Raw genomic sequence first — 13,477 nt, 5'->3', positions numbered from 1 at the left:
TTAGAACCTCCTCTTCAAAAGCACGATTTCTACTCTATCAGAGACATCTTCCGTTCTGTCTGCAATGTCTCCTATGCTTCTGATGAGTTCTTTCGCTTCGAGTTTTGTGCATTTGTCGGTTTCCATTTCAAAGAGCTTTCTCAGTGCGTTCCTTTCCACCAGATCTTCTTCGTGCTCGTACCTTTCAACCTCCAGAACATAATCTCCTACCCTGTCCATTTCTTCGAAGAGATATTTCAGCGCCATCTTCAACGATCTAAAAGCCTTCAGAGAGTAATCCATCTGTTTCAGGACGAGATCCTTTATCTCTGGAGGAATCTCAGGCTTTTGAAGAGCGAGAATATCCGCCACGTATTCAGCCTTGTTTGCAACCTTGTCCAAAGATTCTATCAAGCCGAGGAGGTCTCCACGGAAATTCGGCAGGAAGGCACCACTGTACATCTCCAGTTCGGTCTTTCTTCTGAGTCTGTCCGCTTCACTCTCCAGTCTTTGGGCACGCTGATAGAGAATGTCGATCTCATCCGATCCTTCCAGGAAATTTTTCAGCAGATCGAACACACAGACCAGTGTTTCCTCAACCTTGTCCACGTGTTTGAAAAAGAGTGAGATTATGTCCGACTCTTTCTTTCCCGAAAGCCACACCTTCTCTCGCCTCCAGAAGACCCAGTATCCTGTCAAAACGCTCCCTTGAGATGAGTTTCTTTTCAAGAAAATCCTCAAGCCTTTCTCTGGAAAGATTCTCCAGAACCGGTCTGAAACTCATTCTGTGGACGGGAAGAACTCCGTGAAGACGGATTTCGTTCAAATGATCCTTCGTGGCATAACCCTTGTGTTTGTGGAAAGAAAACTCAGGATACAGATCGTGTAGTTTCTCCATCAATCTGTCTCTGACCACCTTGGCGATGATGGATGCTGCTCCTATGAGTTTGCTTTTCCTGTCACCACCGACCAGACAGGTACCGGGAACGCCCAAATCTAATCCTTTTCCGTCTATGATCACGAAAGAGGGTTTCACAGGGAGATTCTCCAACGCTCGGTTCATAGCCATCTTTGTAGCGTTGAATATGTTCTGAAGGTCTATCTCCTCCGGTGTGGCCATACCGATTCCAACGGCTGCCTTTTCCATTATCTCATCGAACAGCTTTTCCCTCGTTTTCGATGTGAGGAGTTTGGAGTCGCACACTTCCTCTATATCGTACTCCAGAATGACGGCAGCAGCCACGACTGGCCCCGCCAGACAACCTCTGCCGGCTTCGTCTATCCCCGCGACCACACCGTACTCTTTTCTGTAGAAATCATCTACCTTCACCACGTGTTTCCCTTCCCCTGTAATAAGGAGCCGGAACGTAACTGACAGAGGGTCTTTTCGGTTCGGACTGTTTGTAAAGATCCATCAGATCGTACACTTCCTGTGGCATATCGGTGCTCACCTGCAAACCGAGTTCTCTCAATTTGTCAACGGTCAGAGGATAATCGTGTGTCCAGTTCCCTTCACAGAGTTTCTCTGCTATTTCCTTTGCTTTCTCCTCTGGCATCTTATCCTTCAGAATTTCTGTGACGAATTCCTTTATCTGCCTTATCGCTTTCTCGGCTATATCGGCCAGTATCAGCGTCTGATCATCAACTTCGTTCACATCCTTCTTTCTGACGGCGGCGAGAATGGAGGGTGCCGGCATGTTTCCAATCTGGGGATCGAGGGGTCCAAGGACGGCGTTTTCATCCATGACAACTTCGTCCGCTGCAAGCGCTATCAGAGTTCCTCCAGACATAGCGTAGTGCGGAACAAAGACGGTGACCTTTCCCTTGTGCTTTTTCAGCGCCCTTGCTATCTGTTCTGCTGCCAGAACCAGTCCTCCGGGCGTGTGGATTATCAGATCTATCGGCATATCCTCCGGAGTTAGCTTTATCGCTCTCAATACCTCTTCGGAGTCTTCTATATCTATGTAGCGCCTCACCGGAAAACCAAAGAAGCTGATGGATTCCGTTCTGTGAATGAGTGTGATCACACGACTGCCTCTCTTCTTTTCGAAGGTTCTTATCAGGGTTTCTCTTGCCGACTTGAGAGCAGAGTTCTTCAAAAATGGAGTAATGAGAGAGAAAATGAAAATCATCCAGAATATCTGGAAAATCAGGGTACCTATATCGAGCACAGTCAACACCTCCAGATGATATCCGATGATATCCATCGTGTACAATTCTATCACATATAAAAAAATGCGGGCTCTTTCGAGCCCGCCAAAGCCGTGGGGGGTGTATCTCAAGGGGGATAGGGGGGTCAACTTTCATCTTCCAGTCTTCATTGTAAATGTAACAGGTTAAGAGAACATTCTAATTTCTTTCCTAAACGGGTACCGTATTTTTAAAATATTGTGAAGTTCTGTCAGGAACTTTCTACGTTCTGTTTGTATGACTGCTGTACCGTAAGAGAGGTTCAAAATGATACAATAGAAAATCGTAAGCAATGTGGAGGGATACCATGCTGGTTTATCTTTTACCCTCGCTCTTTCTTGGATGGTCCCTTGGTGCGAACGACGCGGCGAACGTTTTCGGTCCTTTCGTTGGATCTGGCCTCACTCCCTACAGGAGAGCCACGATCGTGGCATCTGTTTTCGTTGTACTCGGAGCGGTGATGGGTGAGGCAAGAGGCCTTCAGAATATAGGTTCGCTCAGCACCTCTGATCTTGTCGCTTCCAGCATCTCTGTTCTCTGCGGTGCCCTTACCGTGACGATCATGACGAAGTTTGGAATACCGGTTTCTACATCCCAGGCGGTGGTTGGAGGAATAGTGGGAGCAAACCTCTCCACGATGGGAATTCAGGGGCTCGACCTTCCCGCTTTGACGAAGATATTCATCGTGTGGTTTCTGACACCAACGGGAGCACTGGCTTTGAGTCTGATCTTCTATCCGGCTTTTTCGTACATCTTTCGAAAGATCCCAAGCGTTCAGATGCAGGACAGAGTCATAAAGGTTTTCGCATGGGTCTTTGGAGCATACGGGGCGTTCTCACTTGGTGCGAACAACGTTGCAAATGTAACGGGGGTGTTCGTGGGAAAACTCCTCACCGTTGAGCAGGCAGCCTTTCTTGGTGGAGTTAGTATCGCCTTTGGTATCCTCACCTACAGCAAAAACGTGATGATGACCGTCGGGAAGAAATTAATAGAGTTAGATCACTTTACATCTCTTGTGGCGGTTCTTTCTCAGGCCGTGACCGTCTGGTTTTTCAGTCTGGTGGGCATTCCTGTCTCTTCTTCTCAGGCCATTGTGGGAGCCGTTCTGGGAGCAGGGTACGCGAGGGGAATGAGGTTAGGAAACAAGAAAGTTTTAATCCGGATACTGAGCGGGTGGTTTCTCACTCCCGCTGTCTCCGGTATTTTTTCTTTTTTTCTGAGCGAATTTCTGATAAAATAACAGGCGATAAATCACATCCGGGAGGTAGATCCTATGACATTGCGTATGAAGGTTTTTGTGATCATACTGGTCGTTCTGGCGGGGCTTGTTGTTAGTTTTTACCTCATATACCAGAGTGTTTCAGGTGCTGTTGTAGATGCGGTCAAAAAGAACGCGCAGGTTCAGATCGATGTTCTCTCCAATTACTTCGCCGAAAAGATGAACAAGTACGTAGAGAGGGCACGCGCTTTAACACAATCGATGGAAGCCCAGCTTCTCGACACCTACTCCATGGCTTCCAACATGGTCAAACTGGTGAAAGAAGCCTCCAGTACGATTCTTGCAGGCCTCACCTTTGAGGAGATGACCGGTTCTGGTTATATCGCCACCGCAAACGGTCTGGAACAGATAGATTCCTCTTCAACCATCTATCAGAAGTACATGAATCTTGTGAAGAGTTCAAAGGACCCATACGTTGTGCTGGCGGATACCTTCAAAAATAAACCCTCACTTGTCGTTCTTGCTCCACTCGGTGCCTTCGGTGCCGGCACACTCGGTGGTGTTGGCTATGTGATAGATCTTTCCGAAGGAAAAAATTTCTGGAATACAGTGGTCAACGGCGGAAAACTTGGAGAAAGCGGCTACGGCATACTGGTATCCGGTGATGGGAAAGTATTGATACACAAAGACATGGGAAACTTCATGAAAGACGTGAAAGAACTTGGAGGATTTGAGAAAGCTTTCAGTGAAGCAAAGAGTGGAGGAGAAAGATACGTAGAGTACGAGTACAATGGAGAGAAGAAATACACCGTGTGGGCGAAAGTGCCAGGATACGACTTTTACATCTTCTCGACAGGATACCTCAACGAACTACTTTCAGAAGGAAGGAAAGCGACCTTTGGGACGATAGTGACGTACGTGGTATTTGGAGGCGTGATCTTTGGGGTGTTGTTCTTCTCGATGATGCCAGTAGTGAGAAGGATGAAAGAGCAGGTAGAGAGAGTGAAGAGATTTGGAGAAGGGGACCTGACGGTAGAATTTGAGGCGAAAGGAAAAGACGAGCTGACACAGGTAGAACAGAGCCTGAAAGAAGCGGTATCCTCACTGAAAGAGATGATCAAAAACATCATAGAGGCATCAAACGAGCTGAGCAAAGCATCAGAAGAGATAAAGGCCCTCTCAGAGGAGAGCCACAGATCGGCAGAGAACCTCCACGAAGAGGCAAAAAGAATACTGGATGAGGCGAACAACATGAGCAGTGCACTCACAGAAGTGACGAGTGGAGTAGAAGAAGTAGCGGCGAGTGCACAGAACATCTCGAAGATCACCCAGGATCTGACGGAAAGGTCAGAGGCGGTGACGAAAGCGGCAAGAGAAGGAACAGAGAGCGTAGAAGGGGTAAGCCGTGTCATAGAGAAACTGAAAGGGTCAACAGAGAAACAGAGAAACTACCTGAAGGAACTTGTGGAGTCAGCCAAGACCATAGGGGAGATAGTGAACACGATCAGCTCGATAGCAGAGCAGACGAATCTACTTGCACTGAACGCAGCGATAGAGGCGGCAAGGGCAGGAGAGGCAGGAAGGGGCTTTGCGGTGGTTGCGGATGAGATCAGAAAACTTGCAGAAGAGAGTCAGAAAGCAACAGAAGACATAGCGAAGATGCTGAGCAGTCTGAGGGGGACGATAGGGCACGTGGAAGAAGGGTCGAAAGAGGTCTTTGAGAGTGTGGACGAGATAGCGGTGAAGGGAGAAGAGATCACAAAGAGGTTCAAAGAGATCCTTGGAAGGATAGAAGAGATCAACAGCATGATAGAGAACACGGCGGCGACGGCTCAGGAGCAGGGGGCTGCTGCAGAGGAGATGGCAAGTGCGATGGACAACGTCACCAAGGTGGTGGAAGGTGTCGTGGAGAGTCTCTCAAGAATGGAGTCCCTCATAGAAAACCAGACCACCTCCTCTGCTAAGGTGAGTGAGGCGGCAGAGAGACTTTCTGAACTCTCCGAACACCTCTCCTCGCTCGTTAAAAAGTTCAAAGTGTGAGGTGAAAGAATGCAGGCACGCTGGATCGGAAACATGATGTTTCATGTCAGGACAGATTCCAATCACGATGTCATAATGGATGCCAAAGAAGAGGTCGGGGGAAAGGATGCCGCCCCCCGGCCTCTTGAACTTGTTCTTTCTGGCCTCATGGGGTGCACGGGAATGGACGTGGTGTCCATCCTGAGGAAAATGAAAGTGGTCGACCGGATGAAGGATTTCAGGATAGAGATCGAGTACGAGCGAGCAGAAGATCATCCCAGAATCTTCACCAGGGTTCACCTGAAGTACATCTTCAAGTTCGATGGTGAGCCCCCAAAGGACAAAGTCGAAAAGGCTGTTCAACTTTCTCAGGAAAAGTATTGCAGCGTCTCTGCCATCCTGAAGTGTTCCTCGAAGGTGACCTACGAGATCGTCTACGAAAGTTGAGGTGGGGAACATGTGGGAGTTCTACATGCCCACGGACGTGTTCTTTGGAGATCATATCCTTTCCAAAAGAGGTCCCGTGATGAAGATACTAGGAAAAAGAGCACTCATCGTTACGGGCAGAACATCTTCGAAAAAGAACGGCTCACTCGATGATCTAACAGACCTTCTGGAAAAGCTCGACATTTCCTATGTCGTCTTCGATGAGGTCGAAGAGAATCCTTCCTTTGCGAGCGTTGAAAGGGCAGCCGAAAGGTTCAGAGACGAAGATTTTGATCTCGTGGTGGGGCTTGGTGGTGGAAGTCCCATGGATTTCGCCAAGGCGATTTCGGTTCTTTTGAAGGAGAAAGATCTCAATGTTGAAGATCTCTATGACAGTGAGAAGATCAGAAGATGGCTTCCTGTTGTGGAGATCCCAACAACAGCGGGAACCGGCAGCGAGGTGACACCGTACTCTGTTCTCACGGATCAGGAAGGAAACAAAAGAGGATGTAGGTTGATGTTTCCCGTCTACGCCTTCCTGGATCCCAGGTACACTTATTCCATGCCGGAGGATCTGGTCCTGTCAACGGGTGTTGATGCCCTCTCCCATGCCGTGGAAGGTTTCCTTTCCAGAAGGGCGACTCCTCCATCGGATGCCCTCGCCCTTGAAGCCATGAAAATCATTCACAAATATCTTCCCAAAGCCATGGGCGGTGATGAAAAGGCCAGAAGAAAGATGCTGATAGCCTCCTGCCTTGCCGGGATGGTGATCGCCCAGACGAGTACAACCCTTGCCCACGCCATGGGGTATCCCCTCACCACGGAAAAGGGAATAAAACACGGAAGGGCAACTGGTATGGTCCTGCCGTTCGTTATGAACGTCATGAGAGAGGAAATTCCCGATCGTGTCGATGAAGTGAACAGGATATTCAGAAAAAGTCTGCTGAATTTTCTGAAAGATCTGGGTCTCTATCAAAGGGTTGAGGTCTCTCAGGAAGAGCTGGAAAGGTGGTCTGAGAAAGCATCAAGGGCAAAACACGTGTCGAACACACCGGGGACTTTCACAAAAGAAAAAATCCTGATGATCTACAGGGAGGCCCTGAGTGTGTGAGAGTCCTTTTTCTGTGTTTTCTTTTCGCCCTGCTGTTCTTTGCGAACCTGTACAGGTTGTTTCCAGACGACTATTATGATTACATTTCAAGTTATTCCGGTGATATAGATCCCAGGCTCATCCAGAGTATAATCTGGGTAGAAAGTAACTTCGACAGAACCGCTGTGTCCTCAGCGGGTGCGTTTGGATTGATGCAGATCATGCCATCGACGGCGATGTGGTTGAAAGAGAAATTTGCTCTCGCTCAGGACTATCAAAACCCGGAGGGAAACATACTCTACGGGATCGTCTATCTTCGCTTTTTGAGGGACATCTACGGTGATCTCGACAGGGCGATCATGGCTTACAACGTTGGACCCAGCGCTTTGAACGATGGAAGATACATCGAGAGTGCACAAAGATATCTGAAGAAGGTGAAGAGGATATATTTCATCTATCGTTTTCTCTATGGCGAGAGGTGATACAAAGTGAAAGTGACAACCGGTCGAGAGATGAAAGAAATCGATGAGATCACAATAAACGAATACGGTATGGATTCGAAGGTCCTTATGGAGCGAGCGGGTATCTCGGTTCTTCTTGCTTTGGAAGAGGAACTGGGAAACCTTTCTGGACAAAGATTTCTCGTTCTCTGTGGAGGGGGAAACAACGGGGGCGATGGATTCGTTGTTGCACGAAACCTTCTGAATGTGGCCAGGGATGTTCTTGTTGTTTTCCTTGGAAAGAGCAGAACACCTGACTGTGATTACAACTACAACCTCTACCTCAGATTTGGAGGGAAAGTCCTCGAGCATTTTGACGCTTCTCTCCTGAAAGAGTACGATGTGGTTGTGGATGCAATCTTTGGAACAGGATTGAAGGGAGAAGTCACAGGTGAATACGCAAAAGTGATAGATTCTGTGAACAACGCGAACACCTACGTTGTATCGGTTGATATCCCATCTGGTGTGGATGCAGACACGGGGAAGGTTCTTGGAACCGCCGTGAAAGCAAACCTCACGGTGACTTTCGGAGCGCCAAAGGTGGGACACCTCATTTTTCCAGGAAGGGAATACGCAGGAAGACTGAAGGTCGCAAACATTGGACACCCTCGATCTCTTCTGGAGCCACTCAAAAGGCATGTGATAACCAGAGAGATGGCAGTTTCGCTGCTGCCAGAAAGACCAAAAGATTCTCACAAAGGGACATACGGAAAGGTGTTGGTTGTAGCAGGTTCAAAGCTGTACTCTGGAGCACCTGTTCTGACTGGTATGGGAGCCTTGAAGGTGGGAGCGGGGCTTGTGACTCTTGTGGTGCCCTTTCCACAGAATCTGGTTGCAACATCCAGCTTTCCTGAACTCATCTCCGTTCCCGTTGAAACGAAAAATGGATACTTCAGCGCTGAAAATGTAGAAGAGTGTTTGAGGATGGCGGAGAAGGTCGATGTGGTGGCTGTCGGTCCTGGACTTGGAAACAACGATGACACGAGAAGATTCGTCAACGAATTTTTGAAAAAACTGGAAAAACCTGTTGTTCTGGACGCCGACGGTTTGAACGTTCTCGATGTGTCGGTACTTTCGGAGAGAAATCAACCAACGGTGATAACACCGCATCCTGGGGAAATGGCAAGGCTCTCCGGCAAAACGATAGATGAGGTGAAGTACAACTACATTTTCGCGGAAGAGTTCGCCAGAAAACACCGGTGCGTTCTTGTTTTGAAATCAGCCACCACCATCGTCACAGATGGAGAGAATACGTTCTTCAACACAACAGGCAACACGGGGCTGTCGAAAGGGGGCAGTGGGGACGTTCTGACCGGGATGATCTCAGGTTTCATGGCTCAGAAACTATCTCCTCTTGAGGCAAGTTTTCTTGCGGTGTATCTGCATGGAATGGCGGCGGATCTTTTCGAAGACGATGAAAGAGGGCTCACTACCTCAGAGCTTTTGAGGCTTATCCCGAAAGCCATAAGGGGGCTGAAAGAATGAACGCTGTGGAAAAAATCGTCAGGGACCTTCTGAGCGAAAAAAGGATAACCGAAGCCCGCAATCTTCTCTCTCTCTTTCCCGGAGAGTTTCCTCACCTTGAACTGGAGGTAGAGTACGCCGCTCGAAACTGGAAGGCGGTAAAGAGAATCTACGAGTCTCTACCCGAAGAGTTGAAAGAAAAGTACGCAGAACACTACGAACATGCAACAAGTCAGTACAGCATAGACTATTCGAGAGAGGCAGAGGAAGCCCTGAAAGAACTCGAAAGAAAAAACGTCCAGGGAGCCATCTCCATCGTTGAGTCCATCGTGAAAGATTATCCTGAGCTGGTCGAAGTCATTGCGTTGAGGTACAAACTCGCCAGACAGCGTAACGACAGAAAGGCTATGGAGAAGTATAGAAAGCTTCTAATGGAACTCGATAGAACACATCCTGTGCTTCTCGAAAATGGTCTTTCCAGCCGAAAGACAGGTCTCTTTGAGATCCTGACCATTTCTCTCCTTGTGGCCATCTTTCTTGTTTCCCTTTTTGCTCTCTACATTGTTCCTTCGAGTGTAAAGAAAGAATCTGAAACACCGGTGATCGAACAGACGGTCGATATAAAGCCACTGGAGCAGCGTGTTGAAGATGTGCTGTCAAACATAGCAGTTCTCAGTGAAAGCATGGGAAAACTGAACGATCTTGTTGAGGGAAGGTTCACTGAAGTGCAGAGCGACGTGAAAACTGTCTCTGAAGATCTCGAAAGCCTGAAGGATCTCCTGGCAAACCTCAACAGGAAACTTTCTCAAATAGAATCGGCGTTGAGTACGATTTCAACCAGAGAGTCCACTCCTTCTGTGGTCTACGTTCCATCGAAAGAGAGTCGCATAGAGAGGGCAAAATCTCTCTGGTTTCTCGGCTACATGTTCTACCTGAGAAGGGAGTACGATGAAGCTATAAGGAGATTCGATCTTGCCATAGAAGAGATAGGAGAAGAAAACGTTTACTTCAAAGACGATGTATATTACTACAGGGCGCTGAGTTACTATTTCAAAGGAGATCTCTCCACTGCAAGGAGACTATTTGAAGACTTCATAGAGAAGTTCCCAGACAGTGAATACACGGACGATGCCGAGTACTTCCTGAAGAGGATATGAAAAGCGCTGTTTTCTACAGAAAGCTGGAAAGGTGTGATATCTGTCCCAGAACCTGTGGTGTGAATCGTCTGAAAGGTGAAAAGGGAGTCTGCGGTGTTTCTAACCGCCCCATCGTTTCCTCATGGGGCCCTCATTTCGGTGAGGAAAGAATCCTTGTCGGGAGTAGAGGAAGCGGCACGGTCTTTTTCACCTTCTGTAATTTGAAATGTGTTTACTGTCAGAATTACGAAATCAGTCAACTTGGTGTGGGAAGAGAAATCACCATCGAAAGGCTGGCAGAGATATTTGTGGAACTTCAGAACATGGGTGTGGAAAACCTCAATCTGGTGACTCCAACCCATCAGGTTCCCTTCATCGTTGATGCCCTTGAAAGAATAGAAAGGAAAATACCCGTTGTCTACAACTGTGGTGGATACGAGTCCGTTGAGACGATTGAGCAACTGGCAGGATTTGTGGACATCTACATGCCCGATTTCAAGTACAGTGATCCGGAACTTGGTATGAAACTTTCAGGGGTCGCGGACTATCCTCAGATTGCCTTCGAAGCCCTGAAAGTCATGGTGAAACAAACTGGAGAACCTGTGTTGAAGGATGGTATCATGAAGAAGGGTGTTCTTGTAAGACACCTGATTCTTCCAGGATACATCGAGAACAGTCTGGGCGTTATCGATCTGCTTTCAAAGATAGAACCAAAGCCTCTTGTGAACATAATGGCACAGTTTCGCCCGGAATATCTGGCGAGAAAGTATGGCCTGAGCAGAGGCATAACCCGGGAGGAATACCTGAAGGTCATTGAGTACGCGCAAAAAAAGAACCTGAATCTCATAGAAACTGAGAGGTGGCTCAGGTGGTTGTAGTAGATTACGAAATAAAACCTCAGAGTTTTCCGTTCTTTCCTCTTGACTGGTCACAGATCTTTGGTAGAAAGTCGAAAATCGTCGTGGAGATAGGCTTTGGAAACGGCGAGTTCCTTGCGGAGATGGCAAGAAAGCACCCCGAAAAGGACTTCGTGGGTTTTGAGGTTTCCATAACCTCTTTCGTCAAGGCGCAGAAGAAATTCAAAAAATACGGTCTGACGAACGTGAAACTTGTGAAAGTGGACGGCAGATTCGGTCTGAGAGAACTCTTTCCCGACAACAGCGTAGAAAAGGTCTATGTGAATTTTCCATGCCCCTGGCCAAAGAAAAGGCACGAAAACAGAAGAATCACCAGCCACGATTTCATGCAGACCCTGTCCACTGTTCTGGAAATGGACGGTACTCTTGAGTTTGCAACTGATGAGGAATGGTACGCTAAAGAGGTGCGCGAGGCCTTTGATACCTCCGAATATTTCGTGGTGGATTCTTTTGTGGAAAACTTTCAAAGGGAAGTGGAAACACGCTACGAGAGAAAGTGGAAATCTCAGGGTAAAAGAACCTTCCTGATTATTGCACGCAAAATAAGACACGGAGCGGTGAAAAGATTGCTGGAGGGGGAAAACACCGTGGCGCACGTCACCTTTGAAGGTACGGTTTCCTGGGAAAAACTGAAGAGTCTGGAAGGAAAGGTGTTCAAAAACAAAAACAAAGTGTTTGTCGTGAAAAGAGTCTACAGAGACAGCGGCTACCTTTTGAAGGTGATCTCAACGGACGAGGGAGATTTTCGTCAAATTTACTATCTGGATCTTTCGGGGAAAAACGGAAGATGGATCTTGAAACTGGACGATGGTTCCGATCCTTACAGAACTCCTGCCATGAAGTGGTCTCTCAGAAAGATCGCTGAGGAGTTAACCACTTGAAGCCCTATGGGATATCTCCCCGACGATTTCATCGATGTACATCTTCAACTGCCTGTTTCCCTTGAGCAGGGAATTTTTAACTTTTTTCACACTATCGGCGACCACAGGATGGGACCTGTTGAACTTCTCCGCAATCGTCCTCAGGGAACTCTTCAGATAAGTCTTCGCAATGTACATTCCTATTCTTCTGGCCATGAGTGCCTTTGCGTTCCGGCTGCTCGATAGAATTTCTTCCTTCGGTACGTCCATCACCCTCGAGACGATCTCTATCAACTCATCGATGGGATCGAGAATCGGCTTTCTTTCGGGTTTTATGAAATCTTTCAAAAGTGCGATTGCCTCTTTCAGATCGACCTCTCTTCCCGTGGTTTCTTTGTAAACGAGAAGTTTTATTATCGCACCTTTGAGTCTTCTCAGGTTGTCATCCACGTTCTCTGCAACGAAATCCAGAACCTCTTCCGGAAGTTCTCCCTCTTCAACTTCAAGCATTTTTCTTGCGATGCTCTTCCTTGTTTCCCTGTCAGGTGGCTCCAGCTTTGCAACGAGTCCCATCTGAAACCTGGAGATCAACCTGTCCTGAAACTCCTTCAACATGTGTGGCTCTCTGTCAGAGCAGATGACTATCTGTTTTCCCGAGTCGTGAAGTTCGTTGAAGGTGTGGAAGAGTTCTGTTTGAACACCCGTTTTTCCTATGAGAAACTGAATATCATCTATCAGAAGGACATCCACTTTCTTTCTATACTTTTCTCTGAACTCAGCAAGTTTCCCCTCTTTCATACTGTCAACAAGATCGTTCAGAAATTTCTCGCTGGTGATGTACATCACCCTCAGATCGGGCTCTCTCTGAACTATGTAGTTACCTATCGACTGAAGAAGATGCGTCTTTCCAAGTCCCACTCCTCCGTATATGAAAAGCGGGTTGTACTTTCCTGGATTCTTGGCAACCTCCAGTGAAGCATGGTAGGCAAAGGAATTTCCCGGTCCAACAACGAAATTCTCGAAAGTGTAGGCAGGGTTCAGTGGTGTGAGAAGAACCGCCTTTTTCTTCACAAGAGGCTCACTGTAGGATGTGTGTGAGTCAAACGATTCGTAGGTCAGTTCATAGGTAGCGTCGTGTCCAAGAACCGTCTTCACCGCTCTTGAGAGCACCGAATGATACTTCTTCTCCAGCCATTCTTTTATGAAGAGATTCCCCACGGAGAAGATCACCTTGTTTCCCTCTATCGTTTTCACTTCGAAAGAGTTGAACCAGAGTTCCCAACTTTTTCTGTTCACTCTGGTCTTTATTTCCTGGAGTATTCGCTCTTTCATTCTGGGAAACCCCCGCACAAGGTGTGCCAAGAATAATTATCCAACGAACAGGTTTGTCGGGTCAACGGAGAAAAAGAAACAGATCTGAAAAAATTCTAAAGGGGTGGAAACCCACCCCTTCTTCCTCACTCTTCAACGCTTATAGCGCCAGTGGGACAGCTATCAGCAGCGTCTTTCGCACAGGGAAGGTCAGTTTCGGGCTGGAGGACCTTGGCCTTCCCATCGTCACCGAGCTGGAAGACATCTGGACAGAGGTTTTCACAAACTCCACAACCGATGCAGGCATCTGCGTCGACCTTTACCTTCATGTTTCGCCCCTCCTTGGAAAGTTTTCGTACATTGTCT

Annotated in this window: 14 protein-coding genes; 9 read left to right on the top strand and 5 right to left on the bottom strand. The window is 47.6% G+C overall.

Features of this window, described 5'->3' with window-relative positions:
• From CTN_RS08290 to CTN_RS08280, 3 genes are read right to left on the bottom strand one after another with little or no spacing between them, the layout of a single operon-like run.
• The gene (locus CTN_RS08290; protein WP_015920075.1) at positions 1–588 is read right to left on the bottom strand and encodes a TIGR00153 family protein; all 588 of its coding nucleotides are present in this window, start codon (positions 586–588) and stop codon (positions 1–3) included.
• The gene (locus CTN_RS08285; RefSeq protein ID WP_038068033.1) at positions 575–1,309 is read right to left on the bottom strand and encodes a ribonuclease HII; all 735 of its coding nucleotides are present in this window, start codon (positions 1,307–1,309) and stop codon (positions 575–577) included. The genes CTN_RS08290 and CTN_RS08285 overlap by 14 nt, the downstream gene beginning before the upstream one ends.
• Complete coding sequence (locus tag CTN_RS08280; protein ID WP_038067989.1) at positions 1,296–2,150, bottom strand: SDH family Clp fold serine proteinase; 855 nt, start codon at positions 2,148–2,150, stop codon at positions 1,296–1,298. Before CTN_RS08280 ends, CTN_RS08285 begins: the two co-directional genes overlap by 14 nt.
• 326 nt (positions 2,151–2,476) lie before the next feature.
• On the opposite strand from CTN_RS08280, the gene CTN_RS08275 reads away from it, so the two are divergent.
• Genes CTN_RS08275 through trmB form a run of 9 tightly spaced genes read left to right on the top strand, consistent with a single transcriptional unit; the run spans position 2,477 to position 11,821 of the window.
• Positions 2,477–3,409: an inorganic phosphate transporter gene (locus CTN_RS08275; RefSeq protein ID WP_041437797.1), complete on the top strand. Its 933-nt coding sequence runs from the start codon at positions 2,477–2,479 to the stop codon at positions 3,407–3,409.
• Between the two features lie 33 nt (positions 3,410–3,442).
• On the top strand, positions 3,443–5,428 hold the full coding sequence (locus tag CTN_RS08270; RefSeq protein WP_015920071.1) for a methyl-accepting chemotaxis protein: 1,986 nt from the start codon (positions 3,443–3,445) through the stop codon (positions 5,426–5,428).
• 9 nt (positions 5,429–5,437) lie between these two features.
• Complete coding sequence (locus CTN_RS08265) at positions 5,438–5,854, top strand: OsmC family protein (RefSeq protein ID WP_015920070.1); 417 nt, start codon at positions 5,438–5,440, stop codon at positions 5,852–5,854.
• A 10-nt stretch (positions 5,855–5,864) separates the two neighbouring features.
• On the top strand, positions 5,865–6,944 hold the full coding sequence (locus CTN_RS08260; RefSeq protein WP_038067931.1) for an iron-containing alcohol dehydrogenase family protein: 1,080 nt from the start codon (positions 5,865–5,867) through the stop codon (positions 6,942–6,944).
• The gene (locus CTN_RS08255) at positions 6,941–7,405 is read left to right on the top strand and encodes a lytic transglycosylase domain-containing protein (protein ID WP_015920068.1); all 465 of its coding nucleotides are present in this window, start codon (positions 6,941–6,943) and stop codon (positions 7,403–7,405) included. Before CTN_RS08260 ends, CTN_RS08255 begins: the two co-directional genes overlap by 4 nt.
• Before the next feature lie 30 nt (positions 7,406–7,435).
• Entirely contained in the window at positions 7,436–8,908 is a 1,473-nt protein-coding gene (locus CTN_RS08250; protein WP_144399141.1) for an NAD(P)H-hydrate dehydratase, read from the top strand.
• Positions 8,905–10,044, top strand: coding sequence for a tetratricopeptide repeat protein (locus tag CTN_RS08245; protein ID WP_015920066.1), 1,140 nt, complete (start codon positions 8,905–8,907; stop codon positions 10,042–10,044). Before CTN_RS08250 ends, CTN_RS08245 begins: the two co-directional genes overlap by 4 nt.
• Positions 10,041–10,901 (top strand): radical SAM protein, encoded by an 861-nt coding sequence (locus CTN_RS08240; protein WP_015920065.1) that lies wholly within the window; start codon positions 10,041–10,043, stop codon positions 10,899–10,901. Before CTN_RS08245 ends, CTN_RS08240 begins: the two co-directional genes overlap by 4 nt.
• Positions 10,892–11,821, top strand: coding sequence for a tRNA (guanosine(46)-N7)-methyltransferase TrmB (gene trmB / locus CTN_RS08235; protein ID WP_038067928.1), 930 nt, complete (start codon positions 10,892–10,894; stop codon positions 11,819–11,821). The genes CTN_RS08240 and trmB overlap by 10 nt, the downstream gene beginning before the upstream one ends.
• Here the strand turns inward: trmB and dnaA are convergent.
• Positions 11,810–13,132 (bottom strand): chromosomal replication initiator protein DnaA, encoded by a 1,323-nt coding sequence (dnaA, locus tag CTN_RS08230; protein WP_038067925.1) that lies wholly within the window; start codon positions 13,130–13,132, stop codon positions 11,810–11,812. The two genes, trmB and dnaA, sit on opposite strands and share 12 nt — an antisense overlap.
• 125 nt (positions 13,133–13,257) lie before the next feature.
• Complete coding sequence (locus tag CTN_RS08225) at positions 13,258–13,440, bottom strand: ferredoxin (protein WP_038067923.1); 183 nt, start codon at positions 13,438–13,440, stop codon at positions 13,258–13,260.
• Between the last annotated feature and the right edge of the window lie 37 nt (positions 13,441–13,477).

It is taken from the genome of Thermotoga neapolitana DSM 4359 (assembly GCF_000018945.1).
In the GTDB taxonomy this organism is placed as follows: Bacteria; Thermotogota; Thermotogae; order Thermotogales; family Thermotogaceae; genus Thermotoga; species Thermotoga neapolitana.
This window is presented reverse-complemented; position numbering and strand designations above follow the sequence as displayed.

Bases quoted from the DNA above. Each gene is read 5' to 3' on its own strand.
- CTN_RS08275 (WP_041437797.1), top strand. From the start codon at position 2,477: ATGCTGGTTTATCTTTTACCCTCGCTCTTTCTTGGATGGTCCCTTGGT.
- CTN_RS08270 (WP_015920071.1), top strand. From the start codon at position 3,443: ATGACATTGCGTATGAAGGTTTTTGTGATCATACTGGTCGTTCTGGCG.
- CTN_RS08265 (WP_015920070.1), top strand. From the start codon at position 5,438: ATGCAGGCACGCTGGATCGGAAACATGATGTTTCATGTCAGGACAGAT.
- CTN_RS08260 (WP_038067931.1), top strand. From the start codon at position 5,865: ATGTGGGAGTTCTACATGCCCACGGACGTGTTCTTTGGAGATCATATC.
- CTN_RS08250 (WP_144399141.1), top strand. From the start codon at position 7,436: ATGAAAGAAATCGATGAGATCACAATAAACGAATACGGTATGGATTCG.
- CTN_RS08245 (WP_015920066.1), top strand. From the start codon at position 8,905: ATGAACGCTGTGGAAAAAATCGTCAGGGACCTTCTGAGCGAAAAAAGG.
- CTN_RS08240 (WP_015920065.1), top strand. From the start codon at position 10,041: ATGAAAAGCGCTGTTTTCTACAGAAAGCTGGAAAGGTGTGATATCTGT.
- dnaA (WP_038067925.1), bottom strand. From the start codon at position 13,132: ATGAAAGAGCGAATACTCCAGGAAATAAAGACCAGAGTGAACAGAAAA.
- CTN_RS08225 (WP_038067923.1), bottom strand. From the start codon at position 13,440: ATGAAGGTAAAGGTCGACGCAGATGCCTGCATCGGTTGTGGAGTTTGT.